16 protein-coding genes are annotated in these 19,694 nt (G+C 59.0%); 12 read left to right on the plus strand and 4 right to left on the minus strand.

The genetic code is table 11. The features are described from left to right. Window positions 1-135: 135 nt before the first annotated feature. The 4 genes from gltB (at window position 136) to FPL19_RS17220 (ending at window position 7,588) form a co-directional block, all read left to right on the plus strand. Entirely contained in the window at window positions 136-4,584 is a 4,449-nt protein-coding gene (gene gltB, locus FPL19_RS17205; protein ID WP_150914527.1) for a glutamate synthase large subunit, read from the plus strand. Between the two features lie 78 nt (window positions 4,585-4,662). Further along, window positions 4,663-6,081 (plus strand): glutamate synthase subunit beta, encoded by a 1,419-nt coding sequence (locus FPL19_RS17210; RefSeq protein WP_150914529.1) that lies wholly within the window; start codon window positions 4,663-4,665, stop codon window positions 6,079-6,081. Then, the gene (gene hemE, locus FPL19_RS17215) at window positions 6,078-7,148 is read left to right on the plus strand and encodes a uroporphyrinogen decarboxylase (protein ID WP_150914531.1); all 1,071 of its coding nucleotides are present in this window, start codon (window positions 6,078-6,080) and stop codon (window positions 7,146-7,148) included. The genes FPL19_RS17210 and hemE overlap by 4 nt, the downstream gene beginning before the upstream one ends. A gap of 71 nt (window positions 7,149-7,219) precedes the next feature. Continuing rightward, on the plus strand, window positions 7,220-7,588 hold the full coding sequence (locus FPL19_RS17220) for a PilZ domain-containing protein (RefSeq protein WP_150914532.1): 369 nt from the start codon (window positions 7,220-7,222) through the stop codon (window positions 7,586-7,588). A gap of 2 nt (window positions 7,589-7,590) precedes the next feature. Here the strand turns inward: FPL19_RS17220 and radA are convergent, their stop codons facing one another. Next, a complete protein-coding gene (gene radA / locus FPL19_RS17225; protein WP_150914534.1) occupies window positions 7,591-8,967 on the minus strand; it encodes a DNA repair protein RadA in 1,377 nt (458 codons plus the stop codon). Then, complete coding sequence (ettA, locus tag FPL19_RS17230; protein ID WP_150914536.1) at window positions 8,967-10,628, minus strand: energy-dependent translational throttle protein EttA; 1,662 nt, start codon at window positions 10,626-10,628, stop codon at window positions 8,967-8,969. The genes radA and ettA overlap by 1 nt, the downstream gene beginning before the upstream one ends. Before the next feature lie 243 nt (window positions 10,629-10,871). Here ettA and glyA point away from each other — a divergent pair, with 243 nt between their 5' ends. The 7 genes from glyA (at window position 10,872) to thiL (ending at window position 16,973) form a co-directional block, all read left to right on the plus strand. Next, the gene (glyA, locus tag FPL19_RS17235) at window positions 10,872-12,128 is read left to right on the plus strand and encodes a serine hydroxymethyltransferase (RefSeq protein ID WP_150914538.1); all 1,257 of its coding nucleotides are present in this window, start codon (window positions 10,872-10,874) and stop codon (window positions 12,126-12,128) included. A gap of 66 nt (window positions 12,129-12,194) precedes the next feature. Continuing rightward, complete coding sequence (gene nrdR / locus FPL19_RS17240; protein WP_150914540.1) at window positions 12,195-12,713, plus strand: transcriptional regulator NrdR; 519 nt, start codon at window positions 12,195-12,197, stop codon at window positions 12,711-12,713. Further along, entirely contained in the window at window positions 12,710-13,825 is a 1,116-nt protein-coding gene (gene ribD, locus FPL19_RS17245) for a bifunctional diaminohydroxyphosphoribosylaminopyrimidine deaminase/5-amino-6-(5-phosphoribosylamino)uracil reductase RibD (RefSeq protein WP_150914542.1), read from the plus strand. The genes nrdR and ribD overlap by 4 nt, the downstream gene beginning before the upstream one ends. Before the next feature lie 68 nt (window positions 13,826-13,893). Beyond that, entirely contained in the window at window positions 13,894-15,009 is a 1,116-nt protein-coding gene (gene ribBA / locus FPL19_RS17250; RefSeq protein ID WP_150914544.1) for a bifunctional 3,4-dihydroxy-2-butanone-4-phosphate synthase/GTP cyclohydrolase II, read from the plus strand. Window positions 15,010-15,063: 54 nt separating this feature from the next. After that, window positions 15,064-15,540 (plus strand): 6,7-dimethyl-8-ribityllumazine synthase, encoded by a 477-nt coding sequence (ribH, locus tag FPL19_RS17255; RefSeq protein WP_150914546.1) that lies wholly within the window; start codon window positions 15,064-15,066, stop codon window positions 15,538-15,540. Then, window positions 15,540-16,016, plus strand: coding sequence for a transcription antitermination factor NusB (gene nusB / locus FPL19_RS17260; protein WP_150914547.1), 477 nt, complete (start codon window positions 15,540-15,542; stop codon window positions 16,014-16,016). The genes ribH and nusB overlap by 1 nt, the downstream gene beginning before the upstream one ends. A 3-nt stretch (window positions 16,017-16,019) precedes the next feature. Next, window positions 16,020-16,973: a thiamine-phosphate kinase gene (gene thiL, locus FPL19_RS17265; RefSeq protein WP_150914549.1), complete on the plus strand. Its 954-nt coding sequence runs from the start codon at window positions 16,020-16,022 to the stop codon at window positions 16,971-16,973. Here thiL and FPL19_RS17270 read toward each other — a convergent pair. Then, window positions 16,967-17,170: a DUF6316 family protein gene (locus tag FPL19_RS17270; RefSeq protein WP_150914551.1), complete on the minus strand. Its 204-nt coding sequence runs from the start codon at window positions 17,168-17,170 to the stop codon at window positions 16,967-16,969. The genes thiL and FPL19_RS17270 overlap by 7 nt on opposite strands. A 256-nt stretch (window positions 17,171-17,426) precedes the next feature. On the opposite strand from FPL19_RS17270, the gene FPL19_RS17275 reads away from it, so the two are divergent. Further along, window positions 17,427-18,101, plus strand: coding sequence for a DUF2057 family protein (locus FPL19_RS17275; protein WP_150914553.1), 675 nt, complete (start codon window positions 17,427-17,429; stop codon window positions 18,099-18,101). A gap of 31 nt (window positions 18,102-18,132) precedes the next feature. Here the strand turns inward: FPL19_RS17275 and FPL19_RS17280 are convergent, their stop codons facing one another. Then, a complete protein-coding gene (locus FPL19_RS17280) occupies window positions 18,133-19,662 on the minus strand; it encodes a WS/DGAT/MGAT family O-acyltransferase (RefSeq protein WP_150914555.1) in 1,530 nt (509 codons plus the stop codon). Window positions 19,663-19,694 lie beyond the last annotated feature (32 nt).

The following is a 19,694-nucleotide window of genomic DNA, read 5'->3' on the forward strand; positions in this document are numbered from 1 at the left end:
AACCTCTTTGGTTTGAGTACGTATTTGTACGCGTGTAAAATAGCCAGCCCCCATTTTCAGTGTCAAAGAATGCATAACCGGGCTTTTCTTGGTTAAATCTTTGATTGAAAAGCATTTCTACGCGAGAGAACGCTTATGATGACAGGTTTGTATCATCCCGATGAATTCAGGGACAACTGCGGCTTTGGCCTGATCGCCCATATGAAGGGCGAGGCCAGCCACAAGTTGTTGCAAACTGCCATTGAGTCGCTGACCTGCATGACCCACCGAGGTGGTATCGCGGCAGACGGCAAGACCGGTGATGGTTGCGGGCTGTTGATTCAGAGCCCGGATGCTTTTCTGCGCAAGGCTGCCAGGGAATGCTTTGGCAAAGCGCCGGAGGGCCAGTTTGCGGTAGGCCAGGTGTTTCTGAGCCCGGATGAATCCAGGGCCAGTGCGGGCCGAGCCGCCATTGAAAAGCGCCTGACCGAGCAGGGTCTGGAAGTCATGGGATGGCGCAAGGTGCCCACCGATGACAGCTGTCTCGGCCCCATGGCGCTGGATTGCATGCCCTGGATCGAGCAGGTCTTTGTTGTGCCGAACAAGCAGACAGAGCAGGAGTTCGCGATCGCGCTATTCGTTGGCCGTCGCCACGCAGAGCGGGATATGGCGGAGGATTCAGAGTTCTACATCTGCAGCCTTTCGCATCGCACTCTGGCCTATAAAGGCCTGATGATGCCCGCCGATCTTGCCAACTTTTACAAGGATCTGGGTGACCCTGATCTGCAGACGGCTATCTGCGTGTTTCACCAGCGTTTTTCCACCAACACCATGCCCAAGTGGCCGTTGGCCCAGCCGTTCCGCTACCTGGCACACAATGGTGAGATCAACACTGTCGATGGCAACCGGAACTGGGCCATTGCCCGGGCCGCCAAGTTCAGCTCGCCATCACTGCCGGACCTCCAGACCTTGCAGCCGCTGGTCAACCTGACCGGTTCGGACTCTTCCAGCATGGACAACATGCTGGAGGTGCTACTCGCAGGTGGTGTGGATCTGTTCCGTGCCGTGCGGATGATGATTCCGCCGGCCTGGCAGAATGTGGATACCATGGATTCCGAGTTGCGTGCCTTCTATGAATACAACTCCATGCACATGGAACCCTGGGATGGTCCGGCCGGACTGGTGCTTTCCGATGGCCGTTATGCGGTCTGTATGCTCGATCGCAACGGCTTGCGCCCGGCACGCTGGGTTATTACCAAGGACGATTTCATCACCCTGGCATCTGAAATCGGAACCTACGGCTACAAGCCCGAGGATGTGGTGGCCAAAGGCCGTGTCGGACCCGGCCAGATGCTGGCAATCGATACCGAGTCCGGTGAAGTTCTGCATACCAAGGATGTGGATCAGCGTCTTAAGAAGGCCCAGCCGTACAAGCAGTGGCTGCGGGATAATTCCCTGAGGGTGGAAGCCACCCTCAACCAGGAAACCCCGGACTTCAAACTGATGAAATCGGAAGATCTCCAGGTTCATCAGAAGATGTTCATGGTGTCCTACGAGGAGCGGGACCAGGTCCTGCGTCCGCTGGCGGAAAATGGCCAGGAAGCCGTCGGCTCAATGGGCGATGATACGCCCATGGCGGTGCTTTCCAGCCGTGTACGCCACGTCGCGGATTACTTCCGTCAGAAGTTTGCACAGGTCACCAACCCTGCGATCGACCCGCTGCGGGAATCCATCGTTATGTCCCTCGAGACTTGCATTGGTGCCGAGCGCAACGTGTTCGAGGAAACCCCGGAACACGCAAACCGGATCATTTTGACGACGCCGGTGCTGTCGCCAGCCAAGTTCCTGAAAATCGAAAATAATGAACGGCCCGGTTTCGAGGTCGCCCGCATTCCCATGGGTTACAGCCCGGAAATGGGCCTGGAAAAGGCCATTGAGGCGATCTGTCAGAGCGCCGAGCAGGCGGTTCGTGACGGCAAGGTCATTCTGATACTGAGCGATAAGGATCTGAAAGAGGGCGAGTTGCCCGCCAACGCCATGATGGCGACCGGCGCGGTTCACCATCACCTGGTCAAAAATGGTCTGCGTTGCGATTCCAATATTCTGGTTGAAACTGGCTGGGCCAGGGATCCGCACCACTTTGCTGTACTTTTCGGGTTTGGCGCCACCGCCGTTTATCCATACCTGGCCTTCCAGGTGCTGAATGATCTGATTCGCACCGGTGAGATCATGATGGACCCGATTGATGCGAAGAATAATTATCGCAAGGGCATCAACAAGGGCCTGCTAAAAATCCTGTCCAAGATGGGCATATCGACCATTACATCCTACCGTGGTGCCCAGCTGTTCGAGGCGATCGGTCTTGCGGATGAGCTGGTCGATCTGTGTTTCAAGGGCGTGCCTAACCGCATCCAGGGCGCAGGCTTCTATGAATTCCAGCAGGATCAGGAAGAGCTGGCGAAGGTGGCGTGGAAACCCCGCAAACCGATTTCCCAGGGTGGTCTGCTGAAATATGTGCACGGCCAGGAATACCATGCCTTCAATCCGGATGTGGTCGCCAAGCTCCAGGAAGCGGTGACCAGCGGCGATTACGGTCATTATATGGAGTATGCCGGGCTGGTGAACGAGCGCCCGGTTTCCACACTTCGAGATCTGCTGGTATTCCGCAAGGATCTGAAATCCATTGACCTGTCTGAAGTAGAACCGGTTGAGAACATCTTCCCCCGCTTCGACTCGGCGGCGATGTCTCTGGGTGCGCTATCGCCGGAGGCCCACGAGGCGCTGGCCATGGCCATGAACACCCTGGGTGGGCGCTCGAACTCCGGTGAGGGGGGTGAAGATCCCGCCCGCTACGGCACAGACAAACGCTCGAAGATCAAGCAGGTTGCCTCCGGACGTTTCGGCGTGACCGCGGAATATCTGCGCAGTGCCGATGTCATGCAGATCAAGGTCGCCCAGGGCGCCAAGCCCGGTGAGGGTGGCCAGCTGCCCGGTGGCAAGGTCAATGACCTGATCGCCCGTTTGCGTTATTCGGTGCCGGGCGTGACCCTGATCTCGCCGCCGCCGCACCACGATATCTATTCCATCGAGGATCTCGCGCAGCTGATTTTTGACCTCAAGCAGGTAAACCCGAAGGCCCTGGTGTCCGTGAAACTGGTCTCCGAGCCGGGCGTGGGTACGATTGCCGCTGGTGTGGCGAAAGCCTATGCCGACCTGATCACGGTATCCGGTTACGACGGCGGAACGGCGGCCAGCCCGCTGACCTCCATCCGTTATGCCGGTTCGCCCTGGGAGCTCGGGCTGAGCGAAACCCAGCAGGCGCTGCGGGCCAACGACCTGCGAGGCAAGATTCGCCTGCAGACGGACGGTGGCATTAAGACCGGACTGGACGTGGTTAAGGGCGCCATTCTCGGTGCCGAGAGCTTCGGCTTCGGCACCACGCCCATGGTGGCGTTGGGCTGTAAATACCTGCGCATCTGTCACCTGAACAATTGCGCAACCGGTGTGGCCACGCAGAATGAGCACCTGCGGCAAGAGCACTTCAACGGCACCGTGGAAATGGCTATGAATTTCTTCCGCTTTGTGGCGGAAGAAACCCGTGGCTGGTTGGCGCAACTGGGAGTTCGGAGCCTGGAAGAGCTGGTAGGACGTGTTGATTTGCTTGAACGCCTGCCGGGTGACACGCCCCGTCAGCAGAAGCTCGATCTCTCGCGTCTGCTGAGTAATGACCATATTCCGGCAGACAAGCCCAATACCTGTCAGGTTGAACGCAACCACCCGTTTGACCCGGGCAACCTGGCGGAAGAGATGGTTCGGGACATCGCCGCGACTATCGCCGACAAGAAGGGCGGTGAGTTCGCTTACCGGGTAACCAACTGCGACCGTTCTATCGGCGCGCGGCTGTCCGGCGAAATTGCCGAACAGCACGGCAACCAGGGCATGGTGTCTGCGCCGATCACGCTTAACCTGACTGGCACAGCGGGTCAGAGCTTTGGCGTGTGGAACGTGGGCGGCCTGAATCTGATTCTGGAAGGCGATGCCAACGATTACGTGGGCAAGGGCATGACCGGCGGCAAGCTGGTGGTGCGCCCGCCGACAGGCAGTAGTTTCAAGTCACAGGAGACGTCCATTGTCGGTAACACTTGCCTGTATGGCGCAACGGGCGGCAAGCTCTTTGCAGCAGGCACTGCCGGCGAGCGTTTCGGGGTGCGGAACTCCGGTGCCCATGCGGTTGTTGAGGGCGTGGGCGACCACTGCTGCGAGTATATGACCGGCGGACTGGTGACCGTCCTCGGCACAACCGGCCACAACTTCGGTGCCGGCATGACCGGTGGTTTCGCCTACGTACTGGACGTGAACAACACCTTTGTGGACAAGTACAACCACGAGCTGGTGGAAATACAGCGGATTTCCAGCGAGGAAATGGAGTCCTACCGGAACCATCTCCGCGGTGTGATTCGCGAGCATATCTCTGAAACGTCCAGCGAGTGGGCAGAGCACATTCTGAACAATTTCGACGACTACATTGGCCGCTTCTGGCTGGTGAAGCCAAAGGCCGCCAACCTGCGCAGCCTGTTGGCCAGTACCCGGGCCCGCCCGGAATAAGCAGCCGGAAATTCAGGGAAAGAGCGCTGCACGATGTGCAGCGCTGCCGTCGAAATTGAGTTTGATGAGAGCTTCATAATGAAAGAAAGACTGAGTAACGACTTCCAGTTTGTCGAGGTCGGGCGTATTGACCCGAAGAAAGTACCGGCAAAGAAGCGCAAAAAAGAATTTGGTGAGATTTACCACCCCTTCACCCAAGATCATGCCGCTTCCCAGTCCCACCGCTGCCTGGAGTGTGGCAACCCCTATTGTGAGTGGAAGTGCCCGGTCCATAACTATATTCCGAACTGGCTCAAGCTGGTGTCGGAAGGCAACATCATGAAAGCGGTAGAGCTTTGCCACCAGACCAACTCGCTACCGGAAGTCTGTGGCCGTGTCTGTCCTCAGGACCGGCTTTGTGAAGGCGCCTGTACCCTTAACGACGGTTACGGTGCGGTCACCATCGGCTCTGTCGAAAAATACATAACAGACACCGCGTTTGCGCTGGGCTGGAAGCCCGATATGTCCGCCGTGAAGTGGACTGACCGGAAGGTTGCCGTGATTGGTGCCGGCCCGGCGGGCCTGGGCTGCGCCGACGTGCTGGTGCGCAACGGCGTGAAGCCGGTGGTGTTTGATATCTATCCGGAAATCGGCGGCCTGCTGACCTTCGGTATTCCCGAATTCAAGCTGGAAAAGTCGGTCATGACCCGTCGCCGCAAGGTGTTCGAGGAAATGGGCGTGGAATTCCGCCTGTCCACGGAAGTGGGCAAGGACGTCCAGATGGCGGATATTCTGGAAGAGTACGACGCTGTCTTCATGGGCATGGGCACCTACACCTATATGAAGGGCGGCTTCCCTGGCGAAGACCTGGATGGCGTACACGATGCGCTGCCGTTCCTGGTATCCAACGTCAATCGTCGCCTCGGCTTCGAGAAAGAGGCCGGTGACTTTATCGATATGAAGGGCAAGCGTGTGGTGGTGCTCGGTGGCGGTGACACCGCCATGGACTGTAACCGCACCTCGATCCGTCAGCAGGCGGCCAGCGTGACCTGCGCCTATCGTCGCGATGAAAGCAACATGCCTGGCTCACGCAGGGAAGTGTCCAACGCCAAGGAAGAAGGCGTGAAGTTCATGTTCAACCGCCAGCCCATCGCCGTCATTGGCGAGGACAAGGTGGAAGGCGTCAAGGTAGTGCGTACCCAACTCGGCGAGCCGGATGAAAACGGACGTCAGCGCCCGGAAGTGGTTCCCGGCAGTGAAGAGGTGATCCCGGCCGATGCGGTGCTCGTAGCATTCGGTTTCCGTCCCAGTCCCGCCGACTGGTTCGACGAGCAGAAGGTCTCCACCGACGAGTCCGGCCGCGTGACCGCGGCCGAGGAAGTGGAGTTTCCTTTCCAGACCAGCAACCCGAAAATCTTTGCCGGTGGCGATATGGTAAGGGGCTCGGATCTGGTCGTCACCGCAATCTGGGAAGGCCGTCAGGCCGCCGAGGGCATTATGGATTACCTGGACATATGACCGAACTGAAGAACGACCGTTTGCTGCGCGCCCTGATGCGCCAGCCCGTTGACCGCACCCCGGTCTGGATGATGCGCCAGGCCGGGCGTTACCTGCCCGAATACCGGGCCACCCGCGCCAAGGCCGGTGACTTCCTGAGCCTTTGCAAGAATACGCCCCTGGCCTGCGAAGTTACCCTGCAGCCACTCAAGCGTTACCCGCTGGATGCCGCCATCCTGTTTTCGGACATACTGACCATCCCCGACGCGCTGGGACTGGGCCTGTATTTCGAAACCGGCGAAGGCCCGAAATTCCGCAACACCGTCCGGTCTGCGGCGGATGTGGATGCCCTGCCAACCATCAAGGCGGAAGTGGATCTGGATTACGTGATGAATGCCGTGTCCACCATACGCGGCGCGCTGAACGGTTCCGTTCCCCTGATCGGTTTTTCCGGAAGCCCCTGGACCCTGGCCACCTACATGATCGAAGGCAGCTCGTCCAAGGACTTCCGCGAGGCGAAGAAACTGATGTACGGCCAGCCCGACGTCATGCATCGCCTGCTGGACCATCTGGCTCTCTCGGTTATCGATTACCTGAACAGCCAGATCCGCGCCGGCGCCCAGGCCGTGCAGATTTTCGATACCTGGGGTGGGGTGCTGAGTAGCTGGGCCTACGAAGAGTTCTCCCTGCGCTACATGAAGAAAATTGTAGACGGCCTGATCCGTGAGAACGACGGACGCCGTGTGCCGGTGATTCTGTTCACCAAAAACGGCGGCCAGTGGCTGGAAACCATTGCAGACTCCGGCGCCGACGCCGTCGGCCTGGACTGGACCACCGACATCGGCGAAGCCCGCAAACGCATCGGCGACCGCGTTGCTCTGCAGGGCAACATGGACCCGGCCATGCTGTTCGCGCCGCCTGAACGGATCCGCGAGGAAGTGGCCGACATCCTGGCCCGCTACGGCAATGGCCCGGGCCACATCTTCAACCTGGGCCACGGCATAACCCCGGATGTTGATCCGGAACATGCCGGAGCCTTCATCCGCGCCGTGACCGAACTCAGCCCCAACTACCACAACGAAAGCTGATCCTGGCTAGAAACATTGACCTGCGGGGTCTATAGTCCCCGTAAGTCAATGACAACAGCCGGAGCAGCCTCTTGCCTGCAAAACCCTCTGAAAAGCGACGTTTTCACCGAATCTCCTTTGACGCGGAGTGCGAACTCCATTGTCGTGACGCTGTTTGGGCGAGCGAAGTGCTGGATATTTCGCTGAAAGGCGTGCTCGTCAAGCGTCCACCGAACTGGGACGTGCCGCTGAAAGAGCCTTGTGAGGTGATCATTCTGCTGGACGATCATGAAACCGGCATCGTTATGGCCGTTGAGCTTCGCCACATCGAGCCCCACCGTTTGGGTTTCAAATGTCAGTACATCGACCTGGAAAGTGCGACTCATTTGAAACGGCTGGTGGAGCTCAATCTTGGTGACCAGACGCTGCTCGAGCGGGAATTCGCCCACCTGATCGAATGAACCTAGAGGTCTTCCAGAGCAGAGAGTGCGTCACTTAGCTTGGCAACTGGAATAACCTTCATTCCTTCAATTGCCTTGCGTGGTGCGTTTGCCTTGGGCACCAGTGCCCGGGTAAAACCGTGCTTGGAGGCCTCGTAAATGCGCTCCTGGCCGCTGGGGACCGGCCGGATTTCCCCGGACAGGCCCACCTCGCCGAAAATCACCAGATCCTGAGGCAACGCCCGGTCCCGAAAAGAGGAAACAATGGCTGCCAGCAGGGCCAGATCGGCACTGGTTTCATTTACCTTTACGCCACCGACCACATTCACAAACACATCCTGATCCGACACATGCATGCCCCCATGGCGGTGCAGTACCGCCAGAAGCATCGCCAGCCGGTTCTGGTCCAGACCCACGGCAACCCGGCGCGGATAGCCGCCCTGGGCCGTATCCACCAGCGCCTGGATTTCCACCAGCATGGGCCGGGTGCCTTCCCAGACCACCATCACCACGCTGCCCGGTGCCGCTTCCTCGCCCCGGTTCAGGAAAATGGCACTGGGATTCTTTACCTCTTTCAGGCCCTGTTCAAGCATGGCAAACACCCCCAGCTCATTCACCGCGCCAAAGCGGTTCTTGATGCCCCGCAGGGTGCGGTAGCGGCTGTCGCTTGAGCCTTCCAGCAGAATGGAGCAGTCGATCATATGCTCCAGAACCTTCGGCCCGGCCAGGCTGCCGTCCTTGGTGACATGGCCAACAAGAAACAGGATGGTGCCGGTCTGCTTGGCAAAGCGGGTAAGGTAAGCGGCACTCTCCCGTACCTGGGATACGCTGCCCGGTGCTGATTCGGAGTCCGCCACGTGCATCACCTGGATACTATCCACCACCAGGATGCGAGGCTTTTCCGTTTCGGCAATCTGCATTACCCGCTCAACGCTGGTTTCCGACAGCATTTTCAGATCCCGGGTGGGCAGGCCCAGGCGTTTGGCGCGCATGGCCACCTGCTGCAGGGATTCCTCGCCGGTCACGTAGAGAGCGGGGGTGCTGGCGGCCAGATGGCAGACCGCCTGCAGTAGCAGGGTACTTTTGCCCGCGCCCGGGTGACCGCCCATCAGAATGGCGGACCCCTCTACCAGTCCGCCGCCCAGCACGCGGTCAAATTCTGCCATGCCGGAGCTGATGCGTGGCTGCTCCGCCAGACTGACGTCGTCCAGGCTCTGGACCTCTGCCAGGCTGCCGGCAAAGCCCTCAAATCGCTGGCCACGGTTGCCCTTGGCGCTGCCGCCGACACCGCGAACCTCGTTGATGGTGTTCCAGGCCTGGCAGGCCGTACACTGGCCCTGCCATTTGGAATAGTCTGCGCCACATTCGGTGCAGACAAAGGCCGTTCTGGCTTTTGCCATCAGGCCAGCTTCTTGTACTTCATGCGCTGGGGCACCATGGCGGAGTCCCCTTTGCGCTTCTTGTGGTCTTCATCGTACTCGGTGAAGTTGCCCTCGAAGTACACCACTTCGCCGTCATCTTCGAATGCCAGAATGTGAGTCGCCACCCGGTCCAGGAACCAGCGGTCGTGAGAGATCACCAGGGCAGAGCCCGGGAAGTTCAGCAGGGCTTCTTCCAGGGCGCGGAGAGTTTCCACGTCCAGATCGTTGGTGGGTTCGTCCAGCAGCAAAACGTTGCCGCCTTCCTTTAGCAGTTTGGCCAGGTGCAACCGGTTGCGTTCGCCGCCGGACAGGTCGCCAACCCGCTTCTGCTGGTCAGAGCCCTTGAAGTTGAAGCGCCCCACGTAGGCGCGGGAAGGTGTCTCGTAGTTGCCGATCTTGATGATGTCGTTGCCGTCGCTCAACTCTTCCCAGACGGTGTTGTCATCGTTCAGGTCGCGCATCTGGTCGACATAGGCAAGCTCGACCGTTTCACCGACAGTAATGTCACCGGAATCCGGTTCGTCCTTGCCAGCAATCATCCGGAACAAGGTGGACTTGCCCGCGCCGTTACCGCCGATAATGCCGACGATAGCGCCCGGTGGCACGCTGAAGGACACGTCTTCATAAAGCAGACGGTCATCGAAGGACTTGCTGATGCCGTCAACCTCGATCACCTTGTCGCCCAGGCGGGGACCGGGCGGGATGTAGATTTCGTTGGTTTCGTTGCGCTTCTGGAATTCCTGGGAGCTCATTTCCTCAAATCGGGCCAGACGAGCCTTGCTCTTGGACTGGCGCCCCTTGGCATTGCTGCGGACCCACTCCAGTTCCTGTTTTACGGCCTTCTGGTGAGAGGCTTCCTGCTTGGATTCCATCTCCAGGCGCTTTTCCTTGTTCTCCAGCCACTGGCTGTAGTTGCCCTCAAACGGAATGCCCTGGCCGCGGTCCAGCTCCAGAATCCAGCCCGCGACGTTGTCCAGGAAATAGCGGTCGTGGGTAATGGCAACCACAGTGCCCGTGAAATCGTGGAGGAATCTCTCCAGCCAGGCCACGGATTCGGCGTCCAGATGGTTGGTGGGCTCGTCCAATAGCAGCATATCCGGCGCCGACAAAAGGAGTCGGCACAGTGCTACACGGCGGCGCTCACCCCCGGACAGGTTCTTCACCGGTGCGTCCCAGGCAGGTAGCCGCAGGGCGTCGGCGGCCACTTCCATCTTCCTTTCGATGTCGTGGCCGTCGGTGGCCTGAATCAGGGCTTCCAGCTCACCCTGGCGCTTGGCCAGAGCATCAAAGTCGGCATCCGGTTCGGCGTAATCGGCGTAGACCTGATCGAGTTCGGCCAGAGCATTGTGGACGCTGGCAACCGCTTCATCGACGATTTCCTTGACGGTCTTGGTGTCGTCCAGCTCCGGTTCCTGGGGCAGGTAGCCCACGTTGATGCCGGGCTGCGGGCGGGCTTCGCCAATGTAATCTTCGTCGATGCCAGCCATAATGCGCAGGAGGGTGGACTTACCCGAGCCGTTCAGGCCGAGAACGCCGATCTTGGCGCCGGGGAAGAAACTCAGGGAAATATCTTTAAGAATTTCGCGTTTGGGCGGAACAACCTTGCCAACGCGGTTCATGGTGTAAACGTACTGGGCCATAAAGGCGGCTTCCTCTTTTGAATTCGCGTTCGAATCAGGAGCTCTGAAACGGATCTTTTGAATAACTGAGTACCGTAGCGAAACCGCCCGGCTATGGCAATTGGTGTCTTTTGCACGTCTTGCCGCCGGATGACGCATGTGTCGGTATCTACGGAAAGCCCAAAGGATGATTTTGCACCCGTTTGTAAGCTAGAATAGGCGCCCATTTTTCCGGGCAGCTAAGCACATAGAGGCAGCGCATCCATGTTTAATCGTGATATGAAAATCGCCGGCTACGACGACGAACTCTGGAACGCCATGCAGGCGGAAACCGAGCGGCAGGAGGCTCACATTGAGCTGATCGCCTCGGAGAACTACACCAGCCCGCGGGTTATGGAAGCGCAGGGCAGTGTGCTGACCAACAAGTACGCCGAAGGTTACCCCGGCAAGCGTTACTACGGTGGTTGTGAGTTTGTCGACATCGCCGAGGACCTGGCAATCAGCCGCGCCAAAGAGCTGTTTGGCGCCGCCTATGCCAACGTGCAGCCCCATTCCGGCTCGCAGGCCAACTCTGCGGTGTTCATGGCGTTGCTGAAGCCGGGTGATACCGTGCTGGGTATGAGCCTGGCCCATGGCGGTCACCTGACCCACGGTGCCAGCGTGAACTTCTCGGGCAAGATCTACAACGCCGTTCAGTACGGCATCGATACTGATACCGGCCTGATCGACTATGACGACGTCGAGCGTCTGGCCCTCGAACACAAGCCGAAGATGATCATTGCCGGCTTCTCGGCTTACTCCCAGGCTCTGGATTTTGCCCGTTTCCGCGCCATTGCAGACAAGGTGGACGCCTACCTGTTCGTCGATATGGCTCACGTGGCTGGTCTGGTTGCCGCTGGCGTCTATCCGGACCCGGTGCCCCACGCCCACGTGATCGCCACCACTACCCACAAGACGCTGCGTGGCCCCCGTGGCGGCCTGATTCTGGCCTGTGACGATGCGGATCTGCAGAAGAAGCTGAATTCCTCCGTGTTCCCCGGTGGCCAGGGTGGCCCGCTGATGCACGTGATTGCCGCCAAGGCGGTCTGCTTCAAGGAAGCCATGGGTGATGATTTCAAGGCTTACCAGCGTCAGGTGATCAAGAATGCCAAGGCGATGGCGGACGTGTTTGTTTCCCGCGGATTTGACGTGATTTCCGGCGGTACAGAGAACCACCTGTTCCTGGTCAGCCTGATCAAGCAGGACATTACCGGTAAAGACGCCGATGCAGCTCTGGGTAAGGCGCACATCACCGTTAACAAGAACGCGGTCCCCAACGATCCGCGCTCGCCGTTTGTCACGTCCGGCCTGCGCATTGGTACGCCCGCCGTGACCACCCGTGGCTTTGGCGAGTCCGAGTGTCGGGACCTGGCCGGCTGGATGTGTGATGTGCTGGACAACCTTGAAGACGACGCCGTTAACAACCGGGTTCGCGAGCAGGTGGAAGCCCTGTGCAAGCGTTTCCCGGTCTATGCCGGCTAATCAGGCCTGAGCCCGCTACCGTATCGGCCGCAATGCCGATGCGGCGGCCTTCCGGAGTTCCGACTTATGCATTGTCCATTCTGTGGTGAAGCGGATACCAAGGTGATCGACTCCCGGCTGGTGGCCGAGGGGGATCAGGTACGTCGTCGCCGGGAGTGTCTGTCGTGCCGGGAACGATTCACCACCTTTGAATCTGCCGAGCTGGTGATGCCCCGGGTCGTCAAACAGGACGGAACCCGTCAGCCGTTTGATGAAGAAAAGCTCCGGTCGGGACTGATGAAGGCGCTTGAAAAGCGGCCTGTCAGTATTGAACAGATCGAGGCATCCCTCAACCGGATCAAATTCCGCCTGCGGGCAACCGGCGAGCGTGAAATCAAGTCCATGCACCTGGGTGAAGAAGTGATGGTAGAGCTGCGGCAACTGGACAAGGTTGCCTATGTCCGTTTCGCCTCGGTGTATCGAAGTTTCCAGGATATCAACGAATTCAAGGAAGAGATTGAGCGGCTTTCTGCAACCTCCGGGGAAGATCCGGTTGATGTAGCCAAAGCGCTGGCGGACACACCGCCGTCAAAGGGCAAGGCATGACCGATCGGTTGGATACGGCAATGATGGCCCGCGCTGTGCAGCTGGCCTGGCGCGGTCGCTACTCGACCCATCCCAACCCGCGGGTGGGATGCGTGATTGCCCGGGGCGACCGTATTCTGGGTGAAGGCTGGCACGAACGCGCCGGAGAAGCCCATGCAGAAATCCGGGCCCTGAGCCAGGCGGGCCCCGACGCGCGGGGAGCGACTGCCTACGTGACCCTTGAGCCGTGCAGTCACTTTGGCCGCACACCGCCCTGTGCCAAGGCGCTAGTGGAAGCGGGCGTGGCCCATGTTCATGCGGCTACGGAAGACCCGAATCCGTCGGTGTCCGGCCGTGGCCTGGCCATGTTGCGGGATGCAGGTATCCGGGTGACCCAGGGGTTGCTGGCGGATGAGGCTATGCGTCTGAACCCGGGCTTCATGAAACGGATGAACACTGGAAGACCCTATGTGCGCCTGAAAATGGCGGCAAGTCTGGATGGCCGAACCGCCATGGCCTCGGGCGAAAGCCAATGGATTACCGGGGCCCCGGCAAGGCAGGACGTCCAGCGTTTGCGGGCCATCAGCGATGCAATATTGACGGGGGTGGGCACGGTGCTTGCGGATAACCCGTCCCTGACTGTCCGCCGGGAAGAGCTGGGCGATATCGGTGACGCCACCGAGCCTTCCAGGCAGCCACTGCGGGTGATTGCGGACCGGGACGCTCGTACGCCGGCAGACGCAGTAATACTCAGGGGCGGTAATGTGCAGGTTTTCTGCGCCTCTCCCACACTGGATACCGGCCCTGCCCAGGATCTGGCGGCTCTGGGTATCAGTCTCAGCGGTGTGGCCTGGCGGGACAACGGCATTGATGTAGGCGAGTTGCTGGACAGCCTTGGCGAGCTGGGAATCAATGAACTATTGGTTGAGGCAGGACCTACGCTGGCCGGAACCTTTATCAGTGAGCGCCTGGTGGACGAACTCTGGCTTTACCAGGCGCCAGTATTTCTGGGCAGCACCGGCAGGCCGACGGCGCATTTACCGCTGGATTCAATGGCCGACAAAGTGCAATGGACGGTGCAGGATCGTCGCCAGATCGGTGCGGACCAGCGGCTGATTCTCGCCCCGGCCTGACGCCACTACATTCATGGTTGCCTTCGCCCTGATTTCGGGCAGGCGGGCCACAAAGGTATTCAAACAGTATGGCACTGAACAGCATTGAAGACATGATCGAGGATATCCGTCAGGGCAAAATGGTGATCCTGATGGACGACGAAGATCGGGAGAACGAAGGCGACCTGGTGATGGCTGCAGAGCACTGCACGCCAGAAGCTATCAACTTCATGGCGCGCTTCGGGCGTGGGCTGATCTGCATGCCGATGACGCGGGACCGTTGCGAGCAGCTCGGTTTGCCTTTGATGGTGCAGCGTAATGCCTCCGGGTTCGGTACCAAGTTCACCCTGTCTATCGAGGCCACCGAAGGCGTGACCACCGGAATTTCCGCGGCGGATCGTGCCCGGACGGTTCAGGCGGCGGTGGCGCGTGATGCCAAAGCTACGGACCTGGTGCAGCCGGGCCATATTTTCCCCTTGATGTCGGATCCCGGCGGCGTACTCAGCCGCGCCGGCCACACCGAAGCATCCTGTGACCTGGCCGCACTGGCCGGATGCGAACCGGCCGGGGTGATCTGTGAAATCATGAACGACGATGGTTCCATGGCCCGCCGTGAGGATCTGGAGCGATTCGCCGAGCATCATGACCTGAAGATCGGCACCATCGCCGATCTGATTCACTACCGCACCATGAACGAGCGTACTATTGAGTGTGTCGAGCAGAACGATCTTGACACCGAATATGGTGTTTTCAGTCTGCGGACGTACCGGGATACCATTCAGGGGTCGACCCACCTGGCGATGGTCATGGGTGACATCACCCCCGATGAACCTGCGCTGGTCCGGGTTCATATTACCGATACCTTCCGTGACCTTCTTGGAGCCCGCCGTGCAGACTCGCGGAGCTGGCCGCTGCATCGGGCCCTGGAGAAGGTGGCCAACGAAGGCCGGGGCGTTGTGGTGCTTCTCAATAGCGCTGAAGACAGCTATAACCTTGAAGACCGGATCCGCGAATTTTTTGAATCAGACCAGAAATCCGCAGCCAAGGGCAGTTCCGGCGTGTACTTCACCGTGGGTACCGGGTCCCAGATTCTGAGAGACCTGGGAGTGAGTAAAATGCGCTTGCTGAGCCCGCCGATCAAATTCTCCGCCATTTCCGGCTTTGATCTGGAAGTTGTGGAATACGTGCCCTACACACCCCAATGATTTAACCCTGCGGCGTCCGTGATTACTGACGACGCCGCAATGAAGGAGCCATGCATGGCAGACGTAAAAGTAATAGAAGGTGATTTCAGAAACTGCAGCGGCCGTTACGCCCTGGTTGTTGGCCGTTTTAACGGTTTTGTTGTGGAAAGCCTGGTGCAAGGCGCGCTGGATACGCTGCGCAGGCATGGAATTGCCGATTCCGACATCACCATTGTTCGCGTACCCGGGGCATACGAAATGCCGCTGGCGGTCAAGCGTGTGGCGGAAACGGGAAATTTCGACGCGATTATTGCCCTGGGGGCCGTTATTCGTGGTGGAACCCCGCATTTCGAGTATGTGGCGGGGGAAGCCTCGAGCGGGCTGGGTGCGGTCAGCCTTGATAGCGACGTGCCGGTGACCTTTGGCGTTCTGACAGTGGACTCTATCGAACAGGCGATCGAGCGCGCCGGAACCAAAGCGGGCAACAAGGGCGCCGAAGCGGCCATTACCGCGCTGGAAATGGTCAGCCTGTTCAACAAGCTGGGTGAGTGATGAGTACATCTGACGAAAGCGCTGCCCAGCCTGCCCCAACAGGGCAACCCAAAGCCGGTGATCGACGCCGTGCCCGCGCTCTGGCCATGCAGGGTCTGTATCAGCGCCATTTCACGAAAGGCGCGATTACTGACATTGAGTCCGAATTCATTGTAGACAACGATATGACCAAGGTCGACGGGGCCTATTTTCGTGATCTGCTGCGTGGCGTGCATCGCGAGCAGGAAGTACTCGATCGCCTGATTGAGCCGTTTCTGGATCGCCCGATTCATGAAGTGGACGCCATCGAACTCGCTATCGTCCGCCTGGGCACCTACGAGCTCAAATATCGTCTGGACGTGCCTTACCGGGTGGTGATCAACGAAGGTATCGAAATGGCCAAGAAGTTCGGAGGTACCGAAGGCCATAAGTTTGTCAACAGCGTTCTCGATAAGCTGGGTCATCGCCTACGCCTGGCCGAGACCCGTCCGCGGTGATCGATGGGTGAGTTTGAACTGATCCGCCGGTACTTTTTTCCCCTTTCCAGTGCGGGCAGGCACCCTGACGTTCTTCTGGGGCCCGGTGATGACTGTGCCATTCAGCGGGTCGGCCAGAACCGGGACCTGGTCTTCTCTGTAGACACACTGGTGGAAGGGGTTCATTTCCCGAAAGACTATTCACCGCGAAAGCTTGGCTGGCGGAGTCTGGCGGTTGCAGCCAGTGATCTTGCTGCGATGGGAGCCGACCCGGTGTGCTTTACCCTGGCTATTGCCCTTCCCGAGGCTCGTGCTGACTGGCTTGGAGACTTCAGTGCCGGGCTGGCAGAGGCGTCCCGTCAGTTCGGTCTGAACCTGGCCGGAGGCGATACCACCAGTGGCCCACTCACAGTGACGGTGCAGGTTCACGGTACCGTGCCGGAAGGTAAGGCGATATTGCGATCCGGCGCAAAACCGGGTGACCTGATCTGTGTCTCCGGCACCCTGGGCAATGCGGCCGCTGCCCTTGATTACCTCCAGATGGATTCACCGACACCGGCTCAGTCAGCCGTTCTGGCACATTACCACGCGCCTGAGCCCCGGCTGGCGCTTGGAGTGGCCCTGAGAGGACAGGCGTCTGCCGCCGTGGACATCTCCGATGGTCTGTCGGCTGATCTCGGTCATTTGCTGGAAGCTTCTGGGGTAAGCGGCGAGATCGACATCCATTGCCTGCCGCTGTCTGATCATCTGAAGGCGCTGCGGGAGGATGCGATTGATCTTGCGCTCTATGGCGGAGACGATTACGAGCTTTGCCTGACCCTGTCAGAGCCAGCGCTGGAAGGATTGCCGCGGCTTATTCGTGACCAGATCACGGTGATTGGTCGAGTCAAGGAGGGCACTGGGCTGTTTTTCGATGGACAAAAAACAGCCGGTCAGCGGCAGGGGTACGACCACTTCGGCGAGGATGCGGGTCAGTGAACCTGCTGTTCTTCCGGTAGCAATTTCACCACGTGCAGAAACCGTTTCAGGCCCACTTCGGCACGCTCCCGTGAAGCGAATGGTCCACTGTCAAAACCTTCTCTGGTTGTGAAGTACCATTTGCCACCGACACAGAAATAACGGCTGCTGCGGAATGGGGCCGGGCCTTGTTCACCGGTTCGACGCTGGATATCCATGTTTACTCCTGGGCCCGCCCTCAAACATCTGATGTCGGGCATCGCGAAATTTCACTGTTCGACTGTTTAAAATTAAATCAATTCCTGCCGAATTCAACATTTTTTTACATTTCTTTGTTCAACGAACCTGATGTATCAGCCATCGAATCCGTGAGAAAGCGCTCGGGCCTTGCTCTGGCAGGTATGTCTGGTCAAAATGCTGTTTCGATAAGTACTTAGTCCAGCCGCTTGGCTGATAATCGGATAGGGGCAAACCATGAAAGGGCAAGGAATTATTTCGTCGTTTCGGCATTTACGAGTCGGTCTTCTGGCCATAGCCGGTCTGATTGTTCTGTCAGGATGCAGTTCGACCACGTCCCGGGTACAGACTTGGGACGGCAACGCTGAAAATGCAGACCAGGTAGCCGTGCTTTCAGCGCCAGGCGCCATCAAGGTGGGTGAGGTTAACGGTAAATCGATGACCAGCTTCCTGATAGACGATCTGAACGTTGAATATGAGCTACTGCCGGGCAAAAACCAGATTGTGTTTACCTACAAGACCATATGGTCCAAGGCCCAGAACGTGCAGGATGGCGAATCCAAAGTACACGTGGTGGAAACGCCCCGTCAGGTTGTCACTATTGATGCCGAGCCTGGCGCCGTATACCGTTTCGACGCTCCAAAACCAGAGGATCGTCAGGAGGCTCTGGCCCTGGTAGAGAATTTCTCTGTGGACCTGGTTAACGCCAGTGGACAGACCGTTGCAACCTCTTCGCCCTGGACTGCTGCCAGCACCCAGGTAGCGGCGACGAAAACACCAGTGCCAGAGTCACCGTCCTACACGGCGCCAGCCGCTTCTGATGCCGGTACCACGCTTGAGCAGCTCAAAGCCCTTTGGGGGAAAGCGTCGGAGGAAGAGAAGCGCAAGTTCCTGGGCTGGGCCTTTGACTGACCCCCTTCAGAGCGCGCGAGAGAGCGCGAGTCTAGCTGCGGAAGCGGGCAACCGTCTTTCGCAGCGCCCCTTCCACCAGCGTCAGGGCGTCATCCATCAACGTAGGGTGGACCTCGGGATCAAAGTCCGTATCGGCGGCTTCCTCCGTGAGGCCTGCGGCGGCTGCCTCAATGGCGTCCAGGCTATCTGCAAGCAGGGTAGCCAGTGATTCCCCGTCCGCGACCACGTCCGGACAAAGCGTGAAATTGACCGTCAGCTTTCCCTGATAGCTCACCGCTACAATCACCAGTCCCATGCTGTCGAACAGTGGGCCGGTATTAAACTGGCTGATCAGCCTCGCCCCCTGCAGATAAAGCGGAACCTGGGGCCCCGGCACATTAGTAATGGGCAGGTTGAACACCGGCTGGTAGCGCTGGGCGATCTGCAGCTCAGAGTAGAGCCTGGCGGACAGCGCCAGCATGGTTGAGGGCAATAGCTCGGTCAACCGATCGGCGGCAATCGCTTCCCGGTAAGGCTCCGATTCCACCGCGTTCCAGTGAATCCGGCGGATGCGTCTGGCCGGGCAGGCTTCCTGGGTGGCCAGATCCAGCAGCATCGCCGACATCTGGTTACCCGTTGCCTTGCGGAGGCTGCTCGAGCGCACCGAAATGGGCGTCATGGCCACCAGTGAGCGATCAGTTTCCATTCCCTGTGCCAGCATATAGCGCCTGAGGGTTTCCGCGCACAGCCCCAACACCACATCATTGAGGGTGACATTGCCGAGCGTGGCCTTTATCGCCTTCAAACGTGACAGATCGACGCTGCCTGCCACAATCTGACGATTCGCCGTAATCTGCCGGTTAAAGGGGCTGTGCGGAGCAGAGAAAAACGGAAATGGCAGGGGCAGTTTGCGCAGTTGCTTCTGGATGACCCCGCGGGCGGTTGCTTCTGCAGCGCTGAAGGCCACGGAAGTGATCTGTAGGGGCTTGCGTACCAGGTTGGCCCCCGCCTGCAGCATCACCCGCTCATCGGATGGTGCCGGGGCGGGCGCCCAGCTGCGTGGTGGGTCAATGCGGCGCGGCTCCGGGCCGTATTCAAGCAGCTTTGCAATGATTTCCTCGCCGCTGAAGGCGTCGATGGCGGCATGGTGAAGCTTGATAATCAGCGCGAAGCCGGTCTGGGAGTCAGCGTCTTCCGAGGCGCGGAAACCGTCCACGAAGGTGATATGCCACAGCGGCCGATCGCGCTTTAAGGGTTGCTCCAGAATTCGCGACGCCAGCTTCATCAGATTTGATTGATCGCCATTTTCGCCAAGATTTACGTAGGCGAGGTGGCGTTCAATGCTGAAATCGGAATCGTCGATCCAGTAGGGGCGCCCCAGCCTGAATGGAATTTCCTTCAGGCGCTGGCGGAACAGTGGAACCACGTGAAGTCGGCTTCGCAGATAGGCGACGAAGGTGCTGAAGGCCAGCGGGGTGTCGCGATCGGAAGCGTCGAAAAGATAGATGCCGCCAATGTGCATGGGGGCGGTTTCGGATTCCAGATATAGAAAAGAGGCGTCCAGTTCCGACAGCTGCCGCATGGTTTGAGAGCTCCATTCAGATAATGCGCGTC

This window comes from Marinobacter halotolerans, assembly GCF_008795985.1.
GTDB lineage: Bacteria > Pseudomonadota > Gammaproteobacteria > Pseudomonadales > Oleiphilaceae > Marinobacter > Marinobacter halotolerans.

Bases quoted from the DNA above. Each gene is read 5' to 3' on its own strand.
- ettA (WP_150914536.1), bottom strand. From the start codon at position 10,628: ATGGCCCAGTACGTTTACACCATGAACCGCGTTGGCAAGGTTGTTCCG.
- nrdR (WP_150914540.1), top strand. From the start codon at position 12,195: ATGCATTGTCCATTCTGTGGTGAAGCGGATACCAAGGTGATCGACTCC.
- ribD (WP_150914542.1), top strand. From the start codon at position 12,710: ATGACCGATCGGTTGGATACGGCAATGATGGCCCGCGCTGTGCAGCTG.
- ribBA (WP_150914544.1), top strand. From the start codon at position 13,894: ATGGCACTGAACAGCATTGAAGACATGATCGAGGATATCCGTCAGGGC.
- FPL19_RS17210 (WP_150914529.1), top strand. From the start codon at position 4,663: ATGAAAGAAAGACTGAGTAACGACTTCCAGTTTGTCGAGGTCGGGCGT.
- nusB (WP_150914547.1), top strand. From the start codon at position 15,540: ATGAGTACATCTGACGAAAGCGCTGCCCAGCCTGCCCCAACAGGGCAA.
- glyA (WP_150914538.1), top strand. From the start codon at position 10,872: ATGTTTAATCGTGATATGAAAATCGCCGGCTACGACGACGAACTCTGG.
- hemE (WP_150914531.1), top strand. From the start codon at position 6,078: ATGACCGAACTGAAGAACGACCGTTTGCTGCGCGCCCTGATGCGCCAG.
- radA (WP_150914534.1), bottom strand. From the start codon at position 8,967: ATGGCAAAAGCCAGAACGGCCTTTGTCTGCACCGAATGTGGCGCAGAC.
- FPL19_RS17280 (WP_150914555.1), bottom strand. From the start codon at position 19,662: ATGCGGCAGCTGTCGGAACTGGACGCCTCTTTTCTATATCTGGAATCC.
- FPL19_RS17275 (WP_150914553.1), top strand. From the start codon at position 17,427: ATGAAAGGGCAAGGAATTATTTCGTCGTTTCGGCATTTACGAGTCGGT.
- FPL19_RS17270 (WP_150914551.1), bottom strand. From the start codon at position 17,170: ATGGATATCCAGCGTCGAACCGGTGAACAAGGCCCGGCCCCATTCCGC.
- gltB (WP_150914527.1), top strand. From the start codon at position 136: ATGATGACAGGTTTGTATCATCCCGATGAATTCAGGGACAACTGCGGC.
- ribH (WP_150914546.1), top strand. From the start codon at position 15,064: ATGGCAGACGTAAAAGTAATAGAAGGTGATTTCAGAAACTGCAGCGGC.
- thiL (WP_150914549.1), top strand. From the start codon at position 16,020: ATGGGTGAGTTTGAACTGATCCGCCGGTACTTTTTTCCCCTTTCCAGT.